This is a genomic window from Bacillus sp. MBGLi79 (assembly GCF_002953915.1).
In genome coordinates this window covers 625,475-639,255 of the sequence record NZ_CP026521.1, presented here as the reverse complement: position 1 = coordinate 639,255, position 13,781 = coordinate 625,475, and the positions used below count along the sequence as shown (strand labels likewise).

Sequence of the window (13,781 nt, the reverse complement as noted above, 5' to 3'; positions counted from 1 at the left end):
TGAAAATGAAGTGCTATCGTGGAAATTGCTCAAAAGTGACCGTTTAAAAGATGAATTTATCGCCAAAACATCACATGCATATACTGAGGGTCAAATTCACCCGCAAACCGCATAATATCATCTTTTGTTACCTTTAATGATTTCGTTTTGAAAATCTGGCCAATTGTAAACTCATCTAACTTCATTCTTACACCTCTATTTTTTATTATCTATGTTTAGTTTAGCACTGTGATGAGCAAATCAAAAACTCTGGTTTTCGTTTAAGAGAATGGAATGACGCAAGGCTTATCATAGACTGGAAACTGAACATCTCTCAACACTTAATCGTCACTTGGGTTTTTCGCAAAACTGAAAGCTCCCTCATATCTCCCAAGCGGCTTTGAGTTTTTTTATGCCTTCTCTTATGTCTGATTCAGACACCCCTGCAAATCCAAGTGAGATCCTTTTTACAGGAGGATGATGTTGATAAGAAGGAGAAACAGGATAAACTTTTACGCCATGTTTTTTCGCCTTCTCAATTAACTCTGTTTCACCAAATGGCAAATAAACGTCAAGTAAGATACGAAGTCCAGAGTTTTCTCCGCGAATCCTGACATGCTCTTCTAACTCCCTTTGCACTGCCTCTAATACAATGGCTCTTTTTTTACGGTAAAGTTTTCTCATTCTGTTGATGTGTTTCTGCCACTCTCCATTTTTTATAAATTCAGCTAGCGTTAGCTGACTGTGGCAGGACACCGTTTGCTTATATAAGGACGTGATTTCATGGCCCTTTTTTAAAAGAGGCGAAGGAAGAATCATATAACTGATACGCAACGAGGGTAAAAGAGACTTAGAAAAAGTGCCCATATAAATGACGCGGTTATGCTGATCAAGCCCCTGCAGAGAAGGAACCGGCTGTCCTATGTACCTAAATTCCCCGTCATAGTCATCCTCTATGATAAAGGATTGATTTTCAGCCGCCCATTTGAGGAGCTGAATTCTTCTATTGATCGTCATGATTGTTCCCAGCGTAAATTGATGGGAAGGTGTGACATATACAAGATTTGGCTGCTGTTCTTTGATCTTCTGTATACAGATTCCTTCATCATCAACTAGTATTGGAACAATCTTCATGCGATTGGCTTCAAAAATCTTGCGTGCTCTTGGATAACCAGGGTCCTCATATCCTATAGAAATATTCGGCTCAAAAACTTGGCACAAGATTTGCAGAAGAATAGGGTTCCCGGCACCTATAATCACTTGTTCAGGGGCACAATGAACTCCCCGAGATTGATACAGGTACTCTGCAATGAGTGTTCTCAGCTCAAACTCCCCTAACACATGTCCCGGCCGATAAAGCTCGTGTCCATATCGGTCCAAACTATTGACCATGCTTTTTCTCCATGCGGAAAAAGGGAAGTAAGAAGAATCTACATTTCCATAGTGAAAATCAATCCATTGTTTGCTTTCTTCTGTTTCTTGTTGAATGGGTGCTGTGCTTGGCATTCTGCCATAGGCAAAATCAGAATTATGATAATCAGCAAACCACCCGCTTCTTGGCTTGCTCACAATATAGCCCTCAGCAGCGAGCTGTTCATAGGCACGTTCTACAGTCGTTTGACTGATGGAAAGCTGATTCGCCAGGAGCCTTTTTGAAGGAAGCTTCATTCCTTTTTGAATACGGCCCTGATGCATATTTTCTTTAAAATACCGATAAAGCTGTTGATAAAGCGGACGATCCAGATTTCTATTCAAAAAAGGCGTGATATCCATTTGCACATTGTTCTCCTAACTGGTATGCATTTTTTTATGAAAACTGGCCGTTTAAAAAAGGCCAATTCCAGTTTATAGTCATTGTAATCCTTAGCTACCGGCTTTGTTAAGAAAATACAGACAATGAACAAGAAACATATGTGGAGTGATTATAATGAACAAAACAACAAATGGCTGGATAAATGGTTTTATAGGCGTACTCATTTTCAGCGGCTCGCTGCCTGCGACCCGTATGGCTGTGTTAGACTTCGATCCGTTATTTCTCACCGTTTGCCGTGCTGCGATAGCTGGTGTACTGGCGGGAGGTCTCCTTCTCATCTTCCGGCAGCAGCATCCTGCCAAAAGAGACCTCATTTCATTGTTAGTGGTCGCGTTCGGCGTAGTGATTGGTTTCCCGTTGCTGACAGCTTTAGCGCTTCAGCATGTCACATCCGCACACGCCATTGTCTTCATTGGACTCCTTCCACTCGCAACGGCGGTTTTCGGCGTACTGCGCGGGGGTGAACGCCCTCGGCCCGTCTTCTGGATTTTCTCAGCTGCCGGCAGCTTGCTGGTAGCAGGTTTCGCCCTGATTCAAGGGGGAGGTTCATCTCCGCTAGGCGATGTGTACATGCTGGCTTCCATCGTTGTATGCGGTCTTGGTTATGCAGAAGGGGCCAAGCTTTCACGGCATCTTGGGAATTGGCAGGTGATCTCATGGGCACTCGTCCTGTCGCTTCCTCTTATGCTGCCATTGTCGTTCTTTTTTACGCCGGATTCCTGGTCGGGCATCGGCGTTCCCGCGCTGCTCAGTCTTGCATATGTATCCTTATTCAGCATGCTGATCGGCTTCGTGTTCTGGTATCGAGGTCTTGCACAAGGGGGAATTGCGGCGGTTGGGCAGCTCCAGCTTCTCCAGCCTTTTTTTGGATTGCTGCTTGCCTCAGTGATTCTGCACGAGAAAGTGGGCTGGACACTCGTAGCAGTAAATATCGCCGTTATCATGTGCGTTGCTGCTGCTCGGCGATTTGCAAAGTAAAGGCAGACCTTTAAGCATAAACTTCAAAAATGCATGAAGGCATAAAAATACCAAGGGCCAGCAACCCTTGGTATTTTGTATGCGGTCGAGGCGACTTGAATCCCGCAGGTTATCCGCTTAGACAAATAAGTCACCGACTTACTCGCAACGATTGGCAACACCCTTTTAACCGCCATTATAAATCCGTTCTAACAAATCCCCCACTTTTTCTGCCATGGCACGAGGCGGATAAGGCATATCGTATTTGTTTTGCATTTATATCCCACTCTACATTCAAAACCTGAAGAAAAAAGGGACAAAACTTCTAAAGAATTCTTAAGTTTTGGCGATGCTATTTAAGATCGCTTCCTCTTCTTAAACCGTTTTAACATCCTATCTATTCCATGGTAATATTTAGATAGATAAAACTTATATATGAAGCTGACTTGAGTTAATGGAGAGGAATGAAAGAATGAAGAAACACAGAAAGATTTGTTATTGCAATACCGCCCTGCTGCTCATGATTTTACTTGCTGGATGTACGGGCAGTAAGGATGAAGAAGCACAACAACCTTCAAATCAAGCTTCTGCTGTACAATCTGACGAAAAACACACTGAGACTGAAGACAGCACCAAAATACGCAAGGATGAATTAGAGCTAAAAACAGGATCAGAAGAACCCGCAACCAAAGCTTCAAATGAGACCACTTCAGAAGAAGAGAAAAGCAAAGAAGACAATGTATTGGCAGCATACCCTTCTGAGAAAATCGAATATGCCAGAGTTTGGCTTCAACTTGGACCCAATCAAGAGATAGATGAATTACATGTTCGGCATATTTCAGCTGGTGAGCCAATTAACCCTAATGATGATACAAGTGCCAGCTATCCAGAAGATGTGACCCAGTTAGCAGGTTCTCGTTTAGTGGATGGATCAGTCACTTATCATGGTAATGGGGATGGCACGATTCATGTATACAATGTGCCTTTACGCTGGGATTCCGCTGATAATCTCGAAAAAGGCGTCATGCGGGAAGTGACTGAGAGTATCATAAAAAACAAAAAAAAAGTGTACGTTGATACAGGCGATGATGAAAAAATCAAGCGGCTCATTACTATCATGATGATTCATTAAACAGTTTACGTTTGTCTGCACCTGACTAATTCATAATGGGCAGATAGAAAAAACAAGCATCTTACTATGCTTGTTTTTCTTCTATAGAAACTATCCTATTAAGCTGCGTTTGCCTATATAGGCACTGTTTATCGTCGTTCGAATAGATCATTCCTAATCCTTTAATCCCTTTCCATCGAGAATTTTTTGCACATATTTTTCAACTCTTGATTCTCGGGTTTTGGATTGTTTGGCTTGAGAAAAATAAAGAGTGTATGCTCTTTGCCGTCCCGGGGTCAATGCTTCAAAAGCAGTTTTCAATTCAGGGATTTCATCGAATTTATTTTGAAGTTCTTCAGGAATGTTCAATTCAATATTGTTGTTAACTTCCACCTTCAAACCCGCTTTTTCAACTTCAATGGCTTCTTGAATATAGGCTTTCAAAATGGTTTCCATCTCATTTATTTCCTGAACACTGGTAAACCGAATCTGGTGCGCCGCCTGTACATTCTCCGTTTGTTGAATAAGAATTCCGTGGGCATCCTGTAATAAGGCACCTTTGTGAAACAGAAGCGCACAATATTCTTTAAACCCATGTATTAAAACGACATTTTTATTATTGTATGTGTAACAAGGATGCATCCACTTAAAATCTTCAGTCAGCTCACAGTCAAGAATGATGGTTCTCAACTTCTCAAATTCTTCCTTCCACTTTTTCGCTTTATTTAAAAAATCATCAACCTTCGGATTCGTTCTGCTATTTGTCATGAAGGAATTCCCCTCTTTCCAAGCATTTTTAATTAAGGCTAATTGGTTCCTCGTGTTTTTGACATCGCGGTGTTTATTTTATTCTTATATATATTCCTGCTCTATTATGTAATAGATTAAGCTGAAAGTGGAGATGATGCAACAACATAAAAAGAGAAGGCCCATATAGCCTTCTCACCTTGTTTTGTTCCCAATACATAAAGTCACTGCAACACTAGCTATACTGACTAAAGTGCCTGCAATAGAAACCATAATTGTCCAAAAACCATTGGGAATAAGAAATCCAATTGGAATGAGCCCCAGAAAAGCGAAAACGATAAAACATTGGTATACCCCTGATATGATTCTTACAACCCCGTTATCGAAAAAAGACATGGCTAATGGCGGGATAAATAAAAATACAACGATCCCAATTGAGATTAATAAGATAATAGGCTGATCAAATGAAATGACGTGATCTCCAGGGGAGTCTTTGGCAGCCACTAAAACAGCAACGATGGACATCATTAATGTAACAAAAACAAGAGAAATTCTTTTTAACAACGTTATGACTCCTTCACCTAAAGCGAGTATTCCGGCCTTTTTTTAACGCCGATTACCATTTTATGTTACCTAATGAAAGGTATGCATTCATATGTCACATCGATAAGTCATATTTAGCAAAATGTCTTATTTAACTAGATTTAAAGAAAAAACTCATATTTGGTTTGAATATTAAACGACTCACAAACCTTTATCTAACAATATAACAAATTAATGGAATATAAACAATCCTACACCTTAGCAGCCCTAGACCATACCACCACCGGAATGAGTAATAAGGACAAAACCCCTCCAGTAAGTGATAATGCGAGGAAACTTGAACCTGCCACAATCATTCCAGATAATGCTCCGCCAGCAGCTCCTGACAAGGCAATCAGAACATCCACTGTCCCCTGCGTTTTAGCTCGTGTGGCAGTATGAGTTGAATCTACAATAAGGGCAGTCCCGCTTATCAAGCCAAAATTCCACCCTAATCCAAGTAAAGAAAGAGCAATGATAAGAAAAACCATAGAATCACCTGGAGCAAATGCTGCTATTACACCTGACAGAAGAAGCGTCGTTCCAGAAGCAATCGCCATCGCAGTACGTCCCAGCTTATCAACAAGGGCACCTGTAACCAGTGAAGGGAGATACATAGCACCTATATGAAAACCAATAACAAGACCGACAGCACCCAAGCTATGCCCATGATGACTCATATGAACCGGTGTCATTGTCATAATAGCTACCATTACAATTTGAGTAAGAATCATAACCGTTGCCCCAACGATGATGCCTTTTTTGTTTTCTGTATGCTCAGCAGCCGCCACATGTCCTTTATTACCAGGCTCTACATTTGCCGCTTCTATTGTTCTTGCTATAACTAATGGATCTGGACGAAGCATGATGAAAAGGACTGCACCTGCTAACATATATGCCGCTGCGGCTAAAATGAACGGACCAGCAAGTGAAGGAACACCAATAGAAAGAGCAAAATCCCCCATCACATTCACTAAACTTGGACCCGCGACTGCACCAAATGTAGTAAAAACCATTGTCATACTAACAGCTGTCGCTCGCTGCTTATGATTTGCTAAGTCTGTACCTGCATAACGGGCTTGTAAATTTGTGGCTGTTCCTGCACCATAAATAAGCAATGATGCAAATAACAAGAAAATACTATTTAAAATTGCTGCCATCAACACTCCTATTGCTCCAAGTCCGCCAATCATAAAGCCAGCTGAAAGACCTGTGCGACGGCCGTAACGTTGAGAAAGCCTGCCAACAATGAATGCGGATCCTGCTGACCCTAAAGTAAATAAAGCAGAAGGCAGACCCGCAAACGCATCGGTGCCTAGCATTTGCTGTGCAATAAGCGCACCGACAGTCACCCCTGCCGCCAGCCCTGCACCGCCAAAAATTTGTGAGATACTCACAACGAATAATGTACGCTTGTATAACGATTTTTGTTTTTCTGGGGAATTGATGTAGCTTTGTAACGAAGCTGTATGGACGTCTATTGCTTTTACGCTGTCCTTTTCTGCCATATTCTGACCTTCCTTTCTAAAAGCCTAAATTTATATAAACCTTCCTCTAGATGTGGATCATCATAACATGCACAAAAAAGCCATACAATGTCATAATTGTATGGCAAACAATATTAGGTAAGGCCGTCTAGCAAACGTCTTAGGATCATTAATCCTTGCTCAAGCTCTTCAAGTGTTTTCGGTGCACAGACAGAAACCCTTACAGCTCTTTCAGGACAACTATTTCCCACTACAAAGCGTTCAGCCGCATACACTTGCACGCCATGTCGCGCAGCCAACTCTTCAAATTCGGCACCAGTCATTTTACCCGGTAACAACAACCAACGAAAAATGCCTGTTTCAATGCCTAAACATGTATATCCCGCAACATATCGGTTTACGAGTTGATTTCTGCGAATGGTTTGTTCACGATGACGCTCAATTAAGACTTCAAATTGATTTGATACAATCGTGCGAGCAGTAAGTTCAGCTAATAGCGGGGAAACGGTTATATTTAAATTATAAAGCGCCTTTGATATTAGCTCCTTATATTGCCTCGGCACTGCTACATAAGCCAAACGCAGGCCTGGCGCTAACGATTTTGATAAACTTGCAATATGAATAACCTGTTGCGGTGCGAATGAAGCGAGTGCCGGAAGCGGATGTTTGTTGAGAAGATGGTACGATGCATCTTCAATAACAAACAGATTGTATTTCTTTGCAATATCTGCAACCATTCTTCGATTCTCAACAGACATAAAGGAAGTCGTCGGATTATGATAATCCGGGATTAAATATAAACCTTTAATATTTTCGTTTTTACACGCATATTCAAGTGACTCCGGACTCATTTCATCGTTTTCTGATTTTATCGGTACAATTTGCACACTAAGCAATGATGCAACAGTTTTTAAGCCAGGGTACGTATGATGGTCAACACCGATGCGATCTCCAGGCTTACAAAGACTCGCCAATGTTGCAGCAATCGCATTCTGCCCCCCATTTGCAAATAAAATGTGATCAACAGTTGTTTCAAATCCGCCTCTTTGGATGAGCTTTACAGCTGCATCCTTTTGCCAAAGGCTTTCACCTGCCCGGCCGTAGCTAAACCATTTTTCATAATCCTCCTCCTGAACCATGTTTTTCAGCTGGTGTAACAAGGGCTCATATGAAGCGTGATCTGGAAGTATTGCTCCCATTTCAATTAAATGTGTCGGCTTTGTATCCTCAAGTAAATACGCATTCGATAACGCATCATACGATACAAATGTGCCGCTCCCTACAGTCGCACTCAGCAGCCCCTTTAACTCACACACTTTAAACGCTTTGGAAATCGTACTCACATTTAAATCTAAATAATCGGCCAATTCTCGCTGCGGAGGAAGTTTTGTTCCAGGTAATAATACTCCGTTTATAATATCCTGTTCCAATTGCCCTGCAATTGCTTTATAAATAGGCTTTTCAGCTTTATCAATCGATGGCTTCCAGCTCATCGGATAGTTTTCAAAAGAATTGATAGGCATGATTCGCACCCTTTTTCACTCAATTATATGAATGTGCTGCTTATAAGACAATTATAACTTTCTTTTATTGATGCCTTTTGTGAACAGCATGCTTCAATAAAACCTGTACAAATACAAGTGAATCACTTACTTTATTTCATATAAGCATCCTGCAAAACTGTGCACAGAATGTCGGATAGATACATTTCACTCCTGTTATTCTTTGGTTAAAGGAGGCCAAATAAATGGATTTGCTTAAAAGTATGAACAGGGCATTACAGTATATTGAAGAAAACCTCACTCATGATATTGATTTTAAAGAAGCAGCAAAGCTTGCTTTCTGCTCTGAATATCATTTTAAAAGGATGTTTTCCTTCCTTGCAGGTATTTCATTATCGGAATATATTCGCCGCAGACGACTTACTCTTGCAGCTTTTGAACTGAAAGACAGCCATGCAAAAGTGATTGATATCGCAATCAAGTACGGTTATAACTCACCAGATTCTTTTACACGGGCATTCCAAAACTTACATGGCGTAAACCCATCAAAAGCCAGGCTTAATGGCCATTCTCTTAAAGCTTATCCAAAAATGACCTTCCAATTATCAATCAAAGGAGGAAGTGAAATGAACTATCGCATTGAAGAAAAAGAGGCATTTCGCATTGTTGGGATTACAAAAAGAGTTCCTATTATTTTCAAAGGGATTCATCCGGAAATTGCAGCTATGTGGGAAAGTTTAGATGAAGAAGCAATAAGTGAACTAAAATCGCTTTCTAATGTAGCACCATTAGGGCTCATTAGCGCATCCACAAATTTTTCTGAAGGTCGGACAGAGGAAAAAGGAGAACTTGATCACTATATTGGTGCAGCTACAACAAAGCAGTGTCCAAATCACCTCTCACAGCTAGAAGTTCCTGCCTCAACATGGGCGGTATTCGAAGCCATTGGATCATTTCCGGATACACTGCAAGAAGTGTGGGGACGCATTTATTCCGAATGGTTTCCATCGTCAAATTACGAACAAATAGAAGGCCCGGAAATACTGTGGAATGAGCATAAGGATGTAACATCACCATCATTTAAAAGTGAAATTTGGATACCAATTGCAAAAAAGTAATACTGTTTTCGATCAGGGAAGAGGCATTGAAGGTTCTTGAAGAAATCATACCAAGGGCGGCAATCCCCTTGGTATCCCTGATGCAGCCGAGAGGGCTCAAACTCCACCAGTGTTTTTCATTGCTGGACCGTTCAAGCCCTTATATATCCCGATTTGCATGATTCCTAATCTTTCATATCGACTTTTCACTCTGCATAGAAGGCTCTTTATTTAAAGCCAATATTAAAGTTATCCCAATAATACAGAAAGCACCGACCCATTGAAAAGAACCAAATGGCGCTTTTAACCAAACGACAGTTGTTACAACTGCTGATAGAGGCTCTAGACTGCCAAGCAGGCTTGTTTCTTTTGGAGAAAGGCTTTCCAAGCTTTTTATGAAGAACCAAAACGCAGTCATTGTTCCAAATAATATCACGAATAAGATATATGCATACGCTTCAACGGGTAAACGCTGAAAATCCAGCTGCCATGGCGGATGGATAAAGCTCAATGCAAAACCGCCGATCACCATCGCCCACCCCACTACAACAAGAGAATCAAATTTATGTAATAAACCAACGGCATATAAAGTATAAAAAGCTGCCGCAAATCCTGATAAAACTCCCCATACTACTGCAGCTGCCGGCACTGAAAGTTGGGACGTTGAACCATTTGTTAACAAAAAGAAGCAACCCGCTAAAGCAAGTACAACAGTAATGATATCTTGTTTGGCAAGAACAGTTTGTTTTCGCACAAGCGAGTAGATAATAACGATTACTGGGGATAAATATTGCAATAATGTAGCAACGGCAGCATTCCCGTGTTGAATGGATGCCATATATGTGTACTGCACAGCAAGCATTCCCAATAAGCCAAAAATTAGAAGCTGACCAACTGACGCTTTGTTTTTCCAAACCCCAATAACCTGAGACCGTTCCTTTCTGAACAATTGAAGCATCAAAAGTAGCATTCCAGCCGTAAGCAAGCGTGTCGTTACAAGCCAATTGACATCAATTTGATATTCTTGAAAAAGTTTTTTGGCTACTGTGCCTCCAATTCCCCAACATGTAGCCCCTGTTATAACATAGAACAATCCTATTGCTCTTTTGGAAGTATTCATACATGACTCCTCACTAATAAATATAATAATAGTGTTATGATAAATGCATACCTTTATAAAAAATACTCAAATATAATAAAAAAATATAAATATATTGAGGTGGGGATGTCCGAATGAAGAATTTTGTGATCGATCAAAATTTAAAAGAATTAACAGAGCACCGGACGGTAGAATTACCAGTTGCCTGTTACGAGACAAGGATCAATCAAAATATAAATGGCTATATTCCGCTTCATTGGCATGATGAAATTCAATTTGTTTTGATACTAAAAGGTATAGCTGTCTTTCAAATAAATGAAGAAAAAATAGTGGTTCAAGAAGGGGATGGATTATTTATCAATAGTGGCTGCCTGCACATGGCAGAAGAAAAGGATGGCTCGGATTGTACGTATATTTGCTTAAATGTATCACCCCATTTCGTTTTATCTCAAGAACTTTATTCAAGCTACGTTCAGCCCTATATGTTTTCAACCAATTTATCCTATTTATATTTGGACGGAAATCAACATTGGGCAAAAAACATTCTAGAAGCTGTAAAAAAAATAAATCAATTGATTCAACAAAAGACATCACTTTATGAGATTGACATTACCATGCAATTAACGTTAATGTGGAAAAACCTGGTCATTAATGGCTTTCAATTGGAGTACGATCAATCTGAAATGATAAAAAGCCACCGAATGAAACAAATGTTAAACTGGATCCATCTCCATTATGCTGAAAAAATCACATTAGAGGACATTGCAAAAGCTGGCCAACTGAGCCGTTCTGAATGCTGCCGTTATTTTAAACGAATGCTGAATCAAACGCCATTACGTTATGTAATGGATTATAGAATTCAAAAAAGCTTATTATTACTGCAGCACCCTGACTCCAATGTGACAGACGTGTCTTATCAAGTTGGATTTAACAGTACCAGTTATTTTATAAGTAAATTTCAACAAGCGATGAAAATGACACCATTAACATACAAAAAAATTCATATGAAGCATTAATTTATCAAGTTTAGAAATGGGGTTCCTGTTAATGGTACCCTTTAAAGTGTTTACGGTTTTAAAAACGGCATTGTATAATGAGAAACAACTTAAAAATCGAGGTGATATCAACATGTTTTTAGCTCCACTATTTGAAAATGATGTTCCAGTAGCACTGCTCCGCCCTTAATGGAGTAAAGTGACTACTTCTCTCCGTTAGGGCATGTAATGACCTAATTTTAAATACGGAGGGAACTAAAAAATGAAAAATACCTTGTTAGGTTCTATATATTTAGCTTTAGCCGCTAGTATCTGGGATGGCATGTATGTTGTGGTTAAGGTTGTTGTCGCAGTGATTCCGCCTTTTGAACTGGTTTGGATGAGGTACGTAATCGCCATCCTTGCACTTCTTATCATTGGTTTCATAAAGAGACAATCTTGGAAAATTCATAAACCCGACCTTTTGTTAATAATTGCTATTGGAATTGTTGGCAACACGATTTCAATTGTTACACAAGAATATGGAACGATGTTGTCTTCAGCACAAATGGGAGCAATTATTACGTCTTCCACACCAGCGTTTATGGTTATATTCGCTCGTCTATTACTCAAGGAACCATTGACTATCAAAAAAGGAATCTCAATTATTTTAGCGACCATAGGTGTATTATGTATTGTGGGAAACGGACATATTGATACATCTCATCAGCTTGGCGGTATTTCTCTGCTTGTTGCAGCACTTACATGGGCACTTATGTCAGTGCTGATCAAACGCGTTCCAAGCAGTTATTCACCTATACTTGTTACAACGTATTCAACTTTTGTTGCCATTGTGGCGCTAACTCCTTTTGTAAAACCTAGCACGATTTTCACATCCCAGCTGCTTGACCCTAAAATTCTAGGTGGTCTTCTGTATTTGGGAATTGTTTCAACAGCTTGTGCCTTTTTATTGTGGAATCGCGGGTTACAATTATTAAACGCTTCAAGTGGAGGCCTCTTTTTCTTTTTTCAGCCTCTGGTTGGAACATTACTTGGGTGGCTTCTGCTGGGAGAACAAATAGGCGGGACATTTTGGATAGGTTCGTTTTTAATTCTTAGCGGTGTTTTATTAGTGATTAAAGAGAAAGAAAAACAAGTGAATTCATAACCAAAAAAAGCAAACTATTTTATATAGTTTGCTTTTCAATTAACTTTGTTTCTTTCCACTTTACTTCTTTATGTTTCTGGTCTTCATTTATAATCTCTCCTTTCTTTATTTTTCTTTTCGCCTCAATACTCATTTGATGGTTGTCAAATTCCCTGTCAGCAAACCTTTTTCTGTCCGCAAGATAAGTGAACATGCATCATGAAGTAAGTGGCCGTTTGTGGGCAGTAGATCATTTAAAAATAAGCACAAAAAAATCCCAAGGTCTTCATCCCTTGATATCATTGGTTGGGCCGAGAGACTTGAACCATCACGGGTTATTCACCAACTAAGTCCTCAACATTTAAAACCATATCACTAGTTATGAAAGCTTGTTTTCATTGCACTCTCTATCCACGAATTATTGTTAGAAATTTATGATTAAATTTGTGCCCATATCGATTAGCAAACATGCCACTGGTAACCTGTCTGTTAAAGTAACCGCCTGTCTAATTTCATACCAACATTTTTTTATGAGCCAAGTCATGAATTCCTAAGGGAGATTGAATAACTCATTTTCAATGAAAAACTGATCTATGTTAATAAGTCGAGGTTTCAGGATATACACGGGTCACTTGACCTTTCCTTTATTGGGAATCCGACACGCTCCCTATTGTTTTGATGTTGTTTTTGCTTAATCTGTTTTTTTGAAAAAAGTTATTGACACCAAAAATTCGATCATGTTATTATTAAAAGTTTGATATTCCACCTCCATATATGGTAATCTTAAGAAGGTTACCATATATGGAGGTGGATGATATGTTTCAAATTGGCGATAACATTGTTTATCCAATGCACGGAGCAGGTATAATTGAAGCCATAGAAGAAAAAGAATTCTTAGAGGAAAAACAACAGTATTATGTCATAAGAATGTCAATCAGTAATATGACAGTTATGATTCCAACGCGTAAAATATTGAGTTCAAGTATACGACCAGTTACTGATATCCGTGCATTAAAACACATTATACACATTTTTCAGCATGGAGAATCAGATAGGTTACTGCCGTGGAAGCAAAGGTATATAGTAAACACGAACAAAATAAAAACGGGTGAAATACAAGAAGGCGCTGAAGTTGTACGTGATTTAATGCGCATGAAGAAAGAAAAAGCACTTAATGCAAGCGAAAAAAAAATGTTGGATAATGCATATGAATTTTTGATTAGTGAACTGGAAGTAATTAAAGGAATCAATGAAAATCAAATAAAAATTTTCAGTTAAAGTTCATT

General features: G+C 39.6%; 12 protein-coding genes and 1 pseudogene. 6 read left to right on the top strand and 7 right to left on the bottom strand.

The annotated features are described in order from the left end of the window. Window positions 1-71 precede the first annotated feature (71 nt). Both C1T29_RS03345 and C1T29_RS03340 read right to left on the bottom strand, forming a co-directional pair. A pseudogene (locus C1T29_RS03345) lies at window positions 72-185 on the bottom strand (hypothetical protein); the annotation flags it as partial. A 175-nt stretch (window positions 186-360) separates the two neighbouring features. Beyond that, a complete protein-coding gene (locus C1T29_RS03340) occupies window positions 361-1,752 on the bottom strand; it encodes a MocR-like pyridoxine biosynthesis transcription factor PdxR (protein WP_103749733.1) in 1,392 nt (463 codons plus the stop codon). Between the two features lie 154 nt (window positions 1,753-1,906). On the opposite strand from C1T29_RS03340, the gene C1T29_RS03335 reads away from it, so the two are divergent. Next, the gene (locus C1T29_RS03335) at window positions 1,907-2,770 is read left to right on the top strand and encodes a DMT family transporter (RefSeq protein ID WP_103749734.1); all 864 of its coding nucleotides are present in this window, start codon (window positions 1,907-1,909) and stop codon (window positions 2,768-2,770) included. A 451-nt stretch (window positions 2,771-3,221) separates the two neighbouring features. Then, window positions 3,222-3,881 carry a hypothetical protein gene (locus C1T29_RS03330; protein ID WP_071582092.1) on the top strand — a complete coding sequence of 220 codons (660 nt, stop codon included), beginning with the start codon at window positions 3,222-3,224 and terminating at the stop codon, window positions 3,879-3,881. 153 nt (window positions 3,882-4,034) lie between these two features. Here the strand turns inward: C1T29_RS03330 and C1T29_RS03325 are convergent, their stop codons facing one another. The 4 genes from C1T29_RS03325 to C1T29_RS03310 form a co-directional block, all read right to left on the bottom strand. After that, window positions 4,035-4,628 (bottom strand): YdeI/OmpD-associated family protein, encoded by a 594-nt coding sequence (locus C1T29_RS03325; RefSeq protein WP_103749735.1) that lies wholly within the window; start codon window positions 4,626-4,628, stop codon window positions 4,035-4,037. 174 nt (window positions 4,629-4,802) lie between these two features. Next, on the bottom strand, window positions 4,803-5,171 hold the full coding sequence (locus tag C1T29_RS03320; protein WP_095432070.1) for a hypothetical protein: 369 nt from the start codon (window positions 5,169-5,171) through the stop codon (window positions 4,803-4,805). Between the two features lie 230 nt (window positions 5,172-5,401). Then, the gene (locus C1T29_RS03315) at window positions 5,402-6,697 is read right to left on the bottom strand and encodes an MFS transporter (protein ID WP_103749736.1); all 1,296 of its coding nucleotides are present in this window, start codon (window positions 6,695-6,697) and stop codon (window positions 5,402-5,404) included. 113 nt (window positions 6,698-6,810) lie between these two features. Continuing rightward, window positions 6,811-8,199 carry an aminotransferase-like domain-containing protein gene (locus C1T29_RS03310; protein ID WP_142393709.1) on the bottom strand — a complete coding sequence of 463 codons (1,389 nt, stop codon included), beginning with the start codon at window positions 8,197-8,199 and terminating at the stop codon, window positions 6,811-6,813. Window positions 8,200-8,423: 224 nt separating this feature from the next. Here C1T29_RS03310 and C1T29_RS03305 point away from each other — a divergent pair, with 224 nt between their 5' ends. Beyond that, window positions 8,424-9,296, top strand: a complete 873-nt coding sequence (locus C1T29_RS03305; protein WP_095432073.1) for an AraC family transcriptional regulator — start codon at window positions 8,424-8,426, stop codon at window positions 9,294-9,296. Between the two features lie 172 nt (window positions 9,297-9,468). Here C1T29_RS03305 and C1T29_RS03300 read toward each other — a convergent pair whose 3' ends face one another. Further along, complete coding sequence (locus tag C1T29_RS03300; RefSeq protein WP_095432074.1) at window positions 9,469-10,395, bottom strand: DMT family transporter; 927 nt, start codon at window positions 10,393-10,395, stop codon at window positions 9,469-9,471. 113 nt (window positions 10,396-10,508) lie between these two features. Between C1T29_RS03300 and C1T29_RS03295 the strand changes: the two genes are divergently transcribed. The 3 genes from C1T29_RS03295 to C1T29_RS03285 all read left to right on the top strand — a co-directional run bounded on the left by C1T29_RS03295 (window position 10,509) and on the right by C1T29_RS03285 (window position 13,773). After that, window positions 10,509-11,390 carry an AraC family transcriptional regulator gene (locus C1T29_RS03295; protein WP_103749738.1) on the top strand — a complete coding sequence of 294 codons (882 nt, stop codon included), beginning with the start codon at window positions 10,509-10,511 and terminating at the stop codon, window positions 11,388-11,390. A gap of 241 nt (window positions 11,391-11,631) precedes the next feature. Further along, window positions 11,632-12,516 carry a DMT family transporter gene (locus C1T29_RS03290; RefSeq protein WP_095432075.1) on the top strand — a complete coding sequence of 295 codons (885 nt, stop codon included), beginning with the start codon at window positions 11,632-11,634 and terminating at the stop codon, window positions 12,514-12,516. A 795-nt stretch (window positions 12,517-13,311) separates the two neighbouring features. Continuing rightward, on the top strand, window positions 13,312-13,773 hold the full coding sequence (locus C1T29_RS03285) for a CarD family transcriptional regulator (protein ID WP_208945615.1): 462 nt from the start codon (window positions 13,312-13,314) through the stop codon (window positions 13,771-13,773). The last annotated feature ends 8 nt before the right edge of the window (window positions 13,774-13,781 follow it).

Excerpts from the sequence above, each read along its gene's own strand:
- C1T29_RS03330 (WP_071582092.1), top strand. The coding sequence starts at position 3,222 with ATGAAGAAACACAGAAAGATTTGTTATTGCAATACCGCCCTGCTGCTC.
- C1T29_RS03305 (WP_095432073.1), top strand. The coding sequence starts at position 8,424 with ATGGATTTGCTTAAAAGTATGAACAGGGCATTACAGTATATTGAAGAA.
- C1T29_RS03340 (WP_103749733.1), bottom strand. The coding sequence starts at position 1,752 with ATGGATATCACGCCTTTTTTGAATAGAAATCTGGATCGTCCGCTTTAT.
- C1T29_RS03325 (WP_103749735.1), bottom strand. The coding sequence starts at position 4,628 with ATGACAAATAGCAGAACGAATCCGAAGGTTGATGATTTTTTAAATAAA.
- C1T29_RS03315 (WP_103749736.1), bottom strand. The coding sequence starts at position 6,697 with ATGGCAGAAAAGGACAGCGTAAAAGCAATAGACGTCCATACAGCTTCG.
- C1T29_RS03295 (WP_103749738.1), top strand. The coding sequence starts at position 10,509 with ATGAAGAATTTTGTGATCGATCAAAATTTAAAAGAATTAACAGAGCAC.
- C1T29_RS03335 (WP_103749734.1), top strand. The coding sequence starts at position 1,907 with ATGAACAAAACAACAAATGGCTGGATAAATGGTTTTATAGGCGTACTC.
- C1T29_RS03300 (WP_095432074.1), bottom strand. The coding sequence starts at position 10,395 with ATGAATACTTCCAAAAGAGCAATAGGATTGTTCTATGTTATAACAGGG.
- C1T29_RS03310 (WP_142393709.1), bottom strand. The coding sequence starts at position 8,199 with ATGCCTATCAATTCTTTTGAAAACTATCCGATGAGCTGGAAGCCATCG.
- C1T29_RS03290 (WP_095432075.1), top strand. The coding sequence starts at position 11,632 with ATGAAAAATACCTTGTTAGGTTCTATATATTTAGCTTTAGCCGCTAGT.
- C1T29_RS03285 (WP_208945615.1), top strand. The coding sequence starts at position 13,312 with ATGTTTCAAATTGGCGATAACATTGTTTATCCAATGCACGGAGCAGGT.